11 protein-coding genes are annotated in these 10,386 nt (G+C 63.5%); 5 read left to right on the plus strand and 6 right to left on the minus strand.

Going from position 1 to position 10,386, the window contains the following annotated elements:
• Positions 1 to 38: 38 nt before the first annotated feature.
• Both E5720_RS19250 and E5720_RS19255 read right to left on the minus strand, forming a co-directional pair.
• A complete protein-coding gene (locus E5720_RS19250) occupies positions 39 to 959 on the minus strand; it encodes an NAD(P)-binding protein (RefSeq protein WP_247596055.1) in 921 nt (306 codons plus the stop codon).
• A gap of 98 nt (positions 960 to 1,057) precedes the next feature.
• Positions 1,058 to 2,215, minus strand: a complete 1,158-nt coding sequence (locus tag E5720_RS19255) for an iron-containing alcohol dehydrogenase (RefSeq protein ID WP_136171962.1) — start codon at positions 2,213 to 2,215, stop codon at positions 1,058 to 1,060.
• Between the two features lie 150 nt (positions 2,216 to 2,365).
• On the opposite strand from E5720_RS19255, the gene E5720_RS19260 reads away from it, so the two are divergent.
• A complete protein-coding gene (locus E5720_RS19260; protein WP_247596056.1) occupies positions 2,366 to 2,788 on the plus strand; it encodes a hypothetical protein in 423 nt (140 codons plus the stop codon).
• Between the two features lie 31 nt (positions 2,789 to 2,819).
• Entirely contained in the window at positions 2,820 to 3,068 is a 249-nt protein-coding gene (locus E5720_RS19265; RefSeq protein ID WP_136171964.1) for a hypothetical protein, read from the plus strand.
• Here the strand turns inward: E5720_RS19265 and E5720_RS19270 are convergent.
• Together E5720_RS19270 and E5720_RS19275 are read right to left on the minus strand one after the other, a co-directional pair.
• The gene (locus E5720_RS19270; protein WP_136171965.1) at positions 3,035 to 3,625 is read right to left on the minus strand and encodes a permease; all 591 of its coding nucleotides are present in this window, start codon (positions 3,623 to 3,625) and stop codon (positions 3,035 to 3,037) included. The genes E5720_RS19265 and E5720_RS19270 overlap by 34 nt on opposite strands.
• Positions 3,626 to 3,783: 158 nt before the next feature.
• The gene (locus E5720_RS19275; RefSeq protein ID WP_136169214.1) at positions 3,784 to 5,181 is read right to left on the minus strand and encodes an IS1380 family transposase; all 1,398 of its coding nucleotides are present in this window, start codon (positions 5,179 to 5,181) and stop codon (positions 3,784 to 3,786) included.
• Between the two features lie 264 nt (positions 5,182 to 5,445).
• Between E5720_RS19275 and E5720_RS19280 the strand changes: the two genes are divergently transcribed.
• Positions 5,446 to 6,444, plus strand: coding sequence for a cobalamin biosynthesis protein (locus E5720_RS19280; protein WP_136172821.1), 999 nt, complete (start codon positions 5,446 to 5,448; stop codon positions 6,442 to 6,444).
• Here the strand turns inward: E5720_RS19280 and E5720_RS19285 are convergent.
• Positions 6,385 to 7,326, minus strand: a complete 942-nt coding sequence (locus E5720_RS19285; RefSeq protein ID WP_136171966.1) for an SURF1 family protein — start codon at positions 7,324 to 7,326, stop codon at positions 6,385 to 6,387. The two genes, E5720_RS19280 and E5720_RS19285, sit on opposite strands and share 60 nt — an antisense overlap.
• 101 nt (positions 7,327 to 7,427) lie before the next feature.
• A complete protein-coding gene (locus E5720_RS19290) occupies positions 7,428 to 8,123 on the minus strand; it encodes an HAD-IA family hydrolase (RefSeq protein ID WP_136171967.1) in 696 nt (231 codons plus the stop codon).
• A 44-nt stretch (positions 8,124 to 8,167) separates the two neighbouring features.
• On the opposite strand from E5720_RS19290, the gene cobC reads away from it, so the two are divergent.
• Both cobC and E5720_RS19300 read left to right on the plus strand, forming a co-directional pair.
• Positions 8,168 to 9,226: an Rv2231c family pyridoxal phosphate-dependent protein CobC gene (cobC, locus tag E5720_RS19295; RefSeq protein ID WP_210729911.1), complete on the plus strand. Its 1,059-nt coding sequence runs from the start codon at positions 8,168 to 8,170 to the stop codon at positions 9,224 to 9,226.
• On the plus strand, positions 9,223 to 10,377 hold the full coding sequence (locus E5720_RS19300) for a Nif3-like dinuclear metal center hexameric protein (RefSeq protein ID WP_136171968.1): 1,155 nt from the start codon (positions 9,223 to 9,225) through the stop codon (positions 10,375 to 10,377). Before cobC ends, E5720_RS19300 begins: the two co-directional genes overlap by 4 nt.
• Positions 10,378 to 10,386 lie beyond the last annotated feature (9 nt).

The following is a 10,386-nucleotide window of genomic DNA, read 5'->3' on the forward strand; positions in this document are numbered from 1 at the left end:
GTTCGTACACTAAGTAATTGGTAATGATCAGACGTGCTTCATAGGCGTAGCGCGGCCAGTGCTCTACCCAGATCGGTTCCAGATCTCCACGCACTCTCGATGCGAGGAGGGCCGGTTGGACTCCATTGATCACCGACGAAACTGATTGTGCGGCCACCGGATTCGATGATGGAGAAGGTGCTCGGATGATGGTCGGCAGGTTTGCCGAAGGACCACCGATGTGCGTGAGTCCATATCGGTGCACAAGCGCCCAACACTTCCCGTAGAGCCTTCACCACCGGTTCGACAGCACTGTCGGGGTTCTGCAGATGCGCTCGCGCACACCCGGGCGTCGTGTGGGCAACGAGCACCGGTGCGCCGTCGCCGCGTCGCGCACCGTCATCGGCGACGAATTGGATGTCAGGATGTTCGTTGACGAATGCCGCGTCTCGAAAAGGCAAGGTCAACGATTCGAAACCGAGGACGACCGCGATAACGGGGTCGTAGGCGACGGCGTCGGGAACAGGAGTGAGCCGTCCGGCTTGCGGATCGGGCATCGCGAGCACGACGTCGCCCTCGGGAAGTTCGGTGATGTCTTCGTGGTCCACCTCGATTCCGTCGAGAAGTGCACGGACCAGGGACCTGAGGCCGTCCGGTGTCGCCCACCGTGTGGGTCCGGAACTGGTACCGGGGTCTTCACCGGGGACGAGCACCCCGAACGTGTCGGTCCACGGTCGGGCCGAACCGGCCATGTCCCAGCGGTCTACGACGGTGGCGAACTCCGGGTCACGAACCGTGAAGTAGCCGGCCCCGACGTCGACCCGACGGCCGTGCAGCACCGGGGATGCCATTCGTCCACCCACCGCGCGACCGCGCTCGACGAGACGGAACGGCACCTCGGCGGCTCGAAGAACTGCGGCACACGCAGCGCCTGCCATACCGGCTCCGACAATGGTGACAACGTCCGATGAAGGGCTCACGCCCTCAGCGTAGGCGTCGAAGACGGCACCTTGACGCGTGTGCATCTTCCATCATGGGGCCGGGTGTGAGCGACGCCGACCTCTTTGATGTCTGGACCTCAGTACGCGCTGCGGTACAGCTCGGCGATGTCGTCGGCGGTGGGCACCACCGGATTGTTCGACGGGGAGCCCGACGCCAGTGCCTGCTCCGCCATGAGCGGGATGAGTTCCTCCCAGCGTGAGATGTCGATTCCGTAGGTGCTGGGTGTGGGTACCTCGACGGTGGCGCAGAGGTTATCGATGAACTCGATGAGCTTCGACGATGCGACCTCGTCGGAGTCGGAGCGTTCTGCGGTACCGAGCTGGCGTGCACAATCGGCGTATCGATCACGCGCGCCAGGGATGGAGAACTTGGTGACAGCAGGCAGAAGCATGGCGTTGGAAAGACCGTGTGCCACATGAAAATGTGCACCGATAGGCCTGCTCATACCGTGCACCAAGCAGACGCTTGCATTCGAGAACGCCATACCTGCCTGTGTCGAGGCGTGCATCATCGCATCTCGGGCCTCGCGGTCGGATCCGTCACGATAAGCCTTCACAAGGAACAGGCCGATCGACTTCATCGCGGACAGTGCGAGTCCGTCGGAGATCGGGTTCGCCTTCTTGCTGACGTAGGCCTCTATGGCATGCGTCAATGCATCGATACCCGTATCCGCCGTCAGGCGTGGAGGCATCGACATCGTGAGTTCCGAATCCACGATCGACGCGATCGGCAGAAACGACAAGCCCGGACACAGCATCTTCTCGTCGGTTGCGAGATCGGTGATGATGGTGAATTGCGTTGCTTCCGAACCGCTTCCTGCGGTAGTGGGTATGGCGATGATGGGAAGTGCTGGACCTGCGTAGCTGCGCGGCGCCTTGTACTCGCGCATCGCACCGCCCTGCCCGGCCAGCACCGCCAGCGCTTTGGCTGTGTCGATCGGACTGCCGCCACCGAACCCGATGACGACGTCGGCGTCGTGTGCCTTCACCGCGTCGACGCCGGCCTGCAACGAGTCGGTCGTGGGATCGGGGACCGTGTCGGAGAACAGTGCCACCTTTTTGCCCGCCGCCTCGATGATGCGAATCAGTCGCTCGGCGGAACCGTTGCCGACCATGAATGCGTCGGTGACGAGTAGCGGACGTTCGACATTCAGGTCCACTAGAACCGACCCGAGTTCCTCGACGGCGCCTGGGCCGAGCTTCAGAAACCTCGGAAACGAGATGTGGGCAACCATGGTTCGACTCCTCTTATCGGCACAAGAGCGCAACTGATTGCACACTACTGGCCGTTTTCGACGGGATCCCGCCGTTTCGGCCCAAGTTTGTGCAGTGAGGTGCAGGTTCGTGCAGTGAGGTGCAGGATCCGGAACCGTACAGTGGTGCGGGTGGAGATCAGTCGGTGGCGCAGCAGGCTCCCGGTGACACGTCCGTCGGACGGCGAGCTCGTGGGATGGACATTGTCGGAGAACTACGACGAATACTCCGTCGACGCTGTCAATCCGGTCGGCCATCTCGTCGCGACCGGACTGCACGTGCTCGATGCTGCCGAAGCCCTCGTCACGTCGGGGCTCTCGTCCCTGTCGGTGCCCTGTTGGGCGTTTGCGCCGATACCCATTTCACGTGAGACGGACCTGCGCAGCCCCGAACCGTCCTGGCAGTGGCGCCGGATGGTGCTCGTTCAGCTGGATGACACTCGCGTGTGGATTCGTCCGGGATATCCGAGCTGGGAAGAGCGTCGCGTCGAACTCCCGATCGTGATTCCGGCAGATGATGTGCTGGTGACCGATCCGCCCGACGGGCACGAATGACGCATGGCATTTCCTCGCCTACGGTGAGGGAATGACTGTGGAAGATTTCGGTGGCCGTCGTACCGTCGCGGCCGAAGAGCTGCTCGTCCAGGTAGGCGACTATTCGCTCGTGGATGAAACGGGGGATTCGCGAGGGCTCATCGAGTCGGTCGGTCAGGAAGGCTTGTCGGTCGTCGTGACCGTCTCCGACGGTGGCGAACCGGTGACATTGACGTTCGAACCGGAAGCGCTGGTGACAATCGAGCCTTACGACGGCGGGAAGGCACCTGTCGTTCCCTGAGTTGGGCCGGATGCCGCCGGGTTCGTCGTTGCTGCATTCAGACGCTTCTGCGCTCGACGCCGCTGCCCTCGGACCACCACGAACGTCAAGAGCGCGAACAGCACGATCGCGATGACTGCACCGACCAGGCTCGCGCCCCGGAATCCAGGAGCTTCGGTGTCGAGAGTTCGTTCACCCGCGTGAGAAGCATTGTTGCCGCCGAGAACGATCGAGAGCGTCAGCAGGTTCGGAATGGCAGTCACGACGGCCAAGACGAGGGCGATGATGGCGATGACTTTGCCGCCCCGACGCTTGCGGACGGCCCATGCCACCGTGAACAACAGCAATGGCACCAATGTGCAGAGAGTGCCGAACGTCAAGCCCCAGAAAATTCCTTTGCTGAACGCCTGATCGGAAAGATTCCCGACGCGGATGCTCCACCATCTCGGTAGGAACGCGGCGAGGATGAAGTATGCAATCACCAACGCCAGCACGCCTACCGCTATGAGGATGCTCTTTCTGGCCCAACTCGGCATGCCGGTCGTCGTGGTGGTGGGGGTCGTGCCTTCGGCAGTCATACGGTCGATTCTAAGCCTCGATCCACCGACTGAGGTGATGCATTGTGGTCGGTGACTGAATTGTGGGGTCGGGGTCTTCTGGGCGTGTGTCGTCCGCTGGTCTACCCAGCGTTTCCACGATTGTCGTTGTTCGGGCCGAGTCGGCGTGTCGGTCAGGATCAGGCAGTCGAAGGTGGACTGAACCCAATGATGTTGCGCCATAGTTGAAGCCATGCGTCGAGCCATGGCCACTTTCGCGGCAGGTGCAGCGTGGGTGCGCGCTGCGGCCGCACGAAACGCGCGGGAATGTTGACGATCTTCCGCCGTAGCGTCATTCCGCGGGCCTTCGCGTGCCGCCCGCCTGCCACGGTTCCGGCAGCGCGCAGTAGGTTGTGCGCGATCGCTGCGCACTGCACCCACGCGGAGTTCGCGCCGAACGATCCCGAGGGCATGTGCGCGAGCGGTCCGTCGATCAGATCCGAGAACACGGTTTCGATGATCGCGTGTGCCCGGTGAACGACATCGGCGGTCGTCGTCGGCAGGGTGCTGTTGGTGAAAAACGGGTGATACCGCCACACCGGGAACAGTGCATCGCGGTAGCGGGCGTCTTTGACCCGCCGGACGATCAACCGTGCGGTGACAGGATGAGCGGTGGAAGAGAAAGCGGTGAAAGCTGTTTCAGCGACCTCTGCGTCGGAGATCCAGCCACCGGTATCGGGGTCGCGGACCGCGCCCGGATATCGCACGGCCGTCCACGCATCGTCGGTGATGGAATCGATGGCTCGTTGGACGAGGCGGTTCTTGATCAGGACGAACGAGAACTCGACGGAGGCGTTGACGCAGGCACGTACGACACGGCTGTTGCCGTAGGCGGAGTCGCCGCGGACCATGATCTTTCCCGTCGCGCCGGCCATCCGGGCGGTGGCGATGGCGTGGGCGACCATCCGAGCGGCTCCGGTACCGGACCCTGCTTTGCCTGCTCGCAGCCGCATGCCGGTGATCACCGGAGCCGAGTCGGCGGTACTGATGATCGTCGCGAGCGGTGAAAGTCCTTTGCGGAGGATCTGCTTGCCCGCGATTTTGGAGTGACCGTAGGAGGCACCTTGTTTGGCGTGACCGTAGACCGGGCGCAGGAGCGAGTCGATGTCGACGAATGCGCGGTCCGCGATGCCGGGCAGGATCTCGGTGCGGTGAGCGAGAGCAACGAGGTGTTCGCGCAGGACCGATTCGAGTTGCCGATTGTGGCCGAACGTGAACTCGCGCAACAATGTTCCGACGGTAGAGGGTGCGTAGACGGAGTCGAAGAGGTGTTTCGTACCGCCGGACCGGAGGAGGTCGATGTCGTCGATACTGTCAGCACCCGCGCACATCGCCGCGATCAACGTCGTCAACTTCGGTGCCAGATTTGCGGTACCCGATGTGATCTTCGGGGCGGTGATCGACACCTTGTCCGCCAGCAGTTTGGTCAATCCGGTCTGGTCGGCAAGGGCCATGATCGGCAGCAGTCCCGCGCAGGACACGAGGTGATCGTCGTCGAACTTCGCGGAATCAGGGTGGAAGGTGTGGGATGATCGCACTGGAAGTGTCCTGTTGGTCTGGTCCGATTTTTTGTGTGAGAACTCAAATCATTCCAGGTCGGAGGGCACTTTCTTCAGTTCGACACCCCACTACCTCCCAGATTCATCGGTGGATCGAGGCTAAGGGAGCACATGCTGGGCGAGTGGCTGGATGCTCTCCGCGACCACGGTTCTGAAGTGGACTCCGACAACGGCACGCGGTGTGCCGCTCGCACCGACCCGCCCACTGCATCTGCTCGGCTTCCGGCTCGCTACCGTCGAGTCATGAATTGTCGAGTCGTGCAGGATGGCGCGAGGGACCCCCGATCACGTGCCGCGGGGCTAATACTCGGACTCGCACTCGACCGAGTGCTGGGGGATCCACGGCGGTTGCACCCTGTTGCAGGTTTCGGTCGGATCGCGGGACGGCTCGAATCCAGTACCTATCGGGATTCGAAGTGGGCAGGTGTCGTTCACACGGGAACGCTGGTGGGAGGCACCATCGGATTGGGCGTGCTGGCAGCGTCTTTCGCGCGTCGACGCGGCCCGCTCGCCGACACCGCGATGACTGCGGCCGCCGCCTGGGTAGCGCTCGGCGGGACATCACTGTCCCGCACGGGATCACAGATGGCCCGTCACCTCGAGACAGACGATCTCGACTCCGCACGTGCGTTGCTTCCATCGCTCTGTGGTCGAGATCCGAGTGTGCTCGACACCGACGGGCTGGCACGGGCATCGTTGGAATCGATCGCCGAGAACACTTCCGACGCCACGGTCGGTGTCATGTTCTGGGGCGCTGTGGCAGGTGTGCCTGGCATTCTCGGGTACCGGGCGATCAATACGTTGGACGCGATGATCGGGTACCGCTCTTCGAGGTACCTGCGCTTCGGTTGGTTTGCCGCACGCCTCGATGACGCAGTGAATCTCATCCCGGCTCGACTGACCGGATTGTCGACAGTGATCGCAGCGCCCTTGGTGGGCGGACGATCGACGGAGTCGCTGCGTGCCTGGCGCCGTGACGCCTCACGGCACCCGAGCCCCAATGCCGGTGTGGCCGAAGCAACTGCTGCGGGTGCACTCGGAATCAGCCTCGGGGGCCGCACCGAGTACGCGCACGGCGTGGAGATACGGCCAACCCTCGGTCACGGACGTGCTCCGACGCCGAGCGATCTGGATAGAGCGGCAACGCTGTCCCTCATCGTGCAGATCGGGGCGACCGCGGTGTCAGCTGTTCTTGCCGTAGCGATCGGCCAAGCGAACATCGTTGGCCGATCGATTCGTTGACTCCGTCTTCGCCTTCGACTTCGAACGTCGTTCTCTGCGAGTGGGCAACGTGAATTCGGGTTCCTCGTCCTCCCTGCTCGCCGATGGTGTGTCCGCGGAGGGATCGGTCGAGTCGATTGAGGACGATGCCGTGTCGAGGATGTCCTGCTGCTTGGACTTGCGTCGTTCACGCCACTCGGCACGGACGAAGTAAGCGAGCCCGAGTGGTGCCATGATGCCGAACGCGAGCCATTGCAGTCCGTAGGACAAGTACGGCCCGGACTCGGTCTGCGGAAGCTCGATGAGCCCCAGACCACCGGGTTGAGCGTCGTCGAGTTGCAAATATCCGTCGACGGCATCGACACCGACGGCCGTTCCGATCTGCTGCGGATTGATGTTGTAGACCTGCAGACGCCCGGCTTCCTCGATCGGCTCACGTGAGGTGCCCTCGGCCTGACGAAGTCGAGCGTCGAGAGTCAGCTCCCCGGTAGGCGGCGGATCGATGGGTGGAGGTTGCGTTCCCTGCACAGGTAGGACGTATCCGCGATTGACGAGGACTATCGGCCCATCCTCGAGTTGAAATGGTGTGATGACCTCGTATGCAGGCTGCTCACGGATGCTGCGTAAGCGAACCAGCGCTTCCTTGTCCTGAAGATACGAACCTGTGGCGACCACTCGCCGCCACTCGTCGTCCGAGGAGAATCCGGTCGAGCCCAGAACTTCGGAAATATCGACGGGCTCGGCACTCACCGACTGGTCGATCAGCTCGTTTCGTTGTGTAGTCGCGGTGTTCTTGCCCAGCTGCCATGGGGCGAGGACCGAAAAGCAGAAGTAGGCGAACATGGCAACCACAGCTGCCAACGCCAACCAACCTGGACGGAGCAGAAATCTAAACCTTCGCACGCCTCTAGGTTAGCCTCAGCGACCAACCCTGCCACTCACGCCGGCTCAGAGGCGTCCGGTGGCCCAATCCACGAGTCTGGGCACAGCTGCCTTGGACCGCACTATTCGGTGTTGTCACCGAGCACCTTTGCGAGCTCGTCCATCGATGTCACCACGAACGACGCGTCATCGTCCTCGCCTTCGATGCCGTAACCCCAATCGACATAGACCGTAGGAATGCCGAACCGAGCCGCGCCGTGAACATCGTGATCCCGATCGCCGACCATCAGAACGCCGGAGGTCCCGCCATCGGACACCTCCTTGGGAACGAGACCGAGATTGCGCAGCGAATGCGCGATCACATCGGGCTTCGATCTGCGTGCACCGTCGTTACTCGCTCCACCGATGAACTCGAAGTACCCCGACAGCCCGAAGTGGTCCAGAATGCGGTGCGCGAACCGTTCCGACTTCGATGTGGCGACGCCCAACCGGACGCCGCGAGCCTTCAAATCTGCCAGGACCGGCTCGATGCCGTCGAAGACCGAATTCTCGGCCCAGCCCTGCGCGTCGTAACGCTCGAAGTAGGCGGCGAGCGCCCGCTGTGCCACGTCCTCGGCAAGCCCCATCGTTCGGAACGAATCGAGCAGCGGCGGACCGATGACCAGAGCCAGCTGCTTCTCCGTCGGTTCGGGCGCTCCGACGGTGGCCAACGAGTGGCGGAATCCCGCCAGAATCCCGGGTGCAGAATCGGTGAGGGTTCCATCGAGATCGAAGAGCACGACCTGGGCGCGGGTAGTCGGTCGGTCGAGCTTTGTCATGACGAAAACCATATCGGTGAGGCCGCCGACTACGCTCACCGGCAATGAACGAACTCTCCGAACTGGCGGCACTGTCACCTCTGCGTCACCACGGTGACGCAGAGGTCGATGACGGTATGGTCGACTTCGCAGTCAACGTTCAAGGCACCGCTCCGCCGGAGTGGCTACGGACGCGCCTCACTGCGAGTCTCACAAAGCTGGGTGCCTATCCGACCGAGAAAGCTGATCGCGCGGCCCGCGAGATGGTGGCACGACGCCACCGTCGGTCACCGGAAGAGGTCCTTCTGCTCGCCGGGGGCGCCGAAGGATTCGCCATGTTGCCGAGACTGAAGCCGCGTCTCGCGGCCGTCGTGCACCCATCGTTCACCGAGCCCGAATGGGCGTTACGAGAAGCAGACGTCGCTACCGTTCAGGTTCTCCTGCCGGAGCCGTATCGGCTCGATCCCGCAGCTGTTCCCGACGAAGCGGACATGGTGGTGGTCGGCAATCCCACCAATCCGACCTCGGTTCTCCACGAACGCGAGGCACTGTTGGCCCTGCGAAGGCCCGGGCGTGTGCTGGTCGTGGACGAGGCATTCGCCGACGCGATAACGGGGGAGGAGCACTCACTGGCGTCGACGAGCTTTCCCGACGTCCTCGTGCTGAGAAGTCTGACCAAGACCTGGGCGCTGGCGGGTCTGCGATGCGGTTACGCACTGGGACACCCCGACCTGCTGGCCAGGTTGACCCGCGGCCGAGCACATTGGCCGCTGGGCACTCTCCAGATAGAGGCGATCACCGCATGCAGCGAACCCGCAGCAGTGGACGCGGCTGCGGCGAAGGCCGAGACTATCGCCGCCGACCGGGCATCAATGACCGACCGACTGCGAAGCCTCGGTATCGACGTCGCCCCCGGCGCCCGCGCCCCGTTCTTGCTGTTGCGAATGCCCGGTGCCGCAGACCTGAGGATTCGATTACGCACCCAAGGCGTGGCAGTGCGGCGCGGCGACACCTTTCCAGGCTTGACCACCGACCACCTGCGGGTGGCGGTCCGCGGGCGAGAACAGGTCGACATACTCGTCGAAGCTCTGGCCAGAGCACGTGCAGAGGGAGAATCAGCATGACCGATCAGACAGTGAAGTTGGCCGACGTGGTGGCGGTGCTCGACGCTGCATACCCCCCTCGGCTCGCCGAAAGTTGGGACTCGGTCGGCCTGGTGTGCGGAGACCCATCCGAGAAGGTGCACAAGGTGATGTACACCGTGGATGCGACCGCGGACGTCGTGGACGAGGCACTCGAGTGGGGCGCCGATCTCTTGGTCGCACACCACCCGCTGCTCCTGCGCGGAGTCGACACCGTCGCGGCGAATACGCCGAAAGGTGCCCTCATCCACCGACTCGTCAAGGCGGGATGTGCGCTGTTCACCGCCCACACCAACGCGGACTCCGCCGATCCCGGCGTATCCGACGCTTTGGCCGCGGTCCTCGGGGTCGCCGTTTCGCGTCCCATCGAGCCGATCGACGCGCCCACAGTCGACAAGTGGGTCGTTCTCGTTCCGAAGACCCACAGTTCCGCCGTTCGCTCGGCGTTGTTCGGCGCGGGCGCAGGTGCGATAGGTAATTACCGCGAATGCAGTTGGACCGTCGAAGGCATCGGCCAGTTTCGTCCGGAGGTCGGGGCCGAACCGGCGATCGGTGCAGTCGGCAGACTCGCGCAGGTGGCCGAGGACCGGATCGAAGTGGTTGCCCCGGCGTCGGCGCGGCAGACCGTCCTCGCTGCGCTCACCGCGGTGCACCCTTACGAAGAGCCCGCATTCGACATCTTCGAGGAGGCCCGCCTGCCGACCTCGACCGGCCTCGGACGGATCGGCACGCTCGCGTCGCCGACCACGCTTCGCGAATTCAGCGAACGGGTGCGCCGTGCACTGCCGGATACGGCGTGGGGTGTGCGCACAGCCGGTGATCCCGACACCGTGGTGCGGACTGTTGCGCTGTGCGGTGGCGCGGGGGATTCGTTTCTCGACGCCGTTCGGGCATTGGGAGTCGACGTTTACCTCACATCGGATCTGCGGCACCATCCCGTCGACGAACATCTTCGCGCCGGTGGCCCTGCGGTGATCGACGTGGCGCACTGGGCGTCGGAGTACCCATGGTGTGAGCAGGCCCGCAGCATCGTCGACGCAGCATTTGCCGAGACCGCAGGATGGGGGAGCCGCGTCAGTGGAACGAGAACCGACCCCTGGACCCTCGGCGCGGCGCCGACCGCGTCCAAATAGTCCCTCGAC

It is taken from the genome of Rhodococcus sp. PAMC28707, assembly GCF_004795915.1.
GTDB lineage: Bacteria > Actinomycetota > Actinomycetes > Mycobacteriales > Mycobacteriaceae > Rhodococcoides.

Bases quoted from the DNA above. Each gene is read 5' to 3' on its own strand.
- E5720_RS19255 (WP_136171962.1), bottom strand. From the start codon at position 2,215: ATGGTTGCCCACATCTCGTTTCCGAGGTTTCTGAAGCTCGGCCCAGGC.
- E5720_RS19265 (WP_136171964.1), top strand. From the start codon at position 2,820: ATGACTGTGGAAGATTTCGGTGGCCGTCGTACCGTCGCGGCCGAAGAG.
- E5720_RS19270 (WP_136171965.1), bottom strand. From the start codon at position 3,625: ATGACTGCCGAAGGCACGACCCCCACCACCACGACGACCGGCATGCCG.
- E5720_RS19280 (WP_136172821.1), top strand. From the start codon at position 5,446: ATGAATTGTCGAGTCGTGCAGGATGGCGCGAGGGACCCCCGATCACGT.
- E5720_RS19290 (WP_136171967.1), bottom strand. From the start codon at position 8,123: ATGACAAAGCTCGACCGACCGACTACCCGCGCCCAGGTCGTGCTCTTC.
- cobC (WP_210729911.1), top strand. From the start codon at position 8,168: ATGAACGAACTCTCCGAACTGGCGGCACTGTCACCTCTGCGTCACCAC.
- E5720_RS19300 (WP_136171968.1), top strand. From the start codon at position 9,223: ATGACCGATCAGACAGTGAAGTTGGCCGACGTGGTGGCGGTGCTCGAC.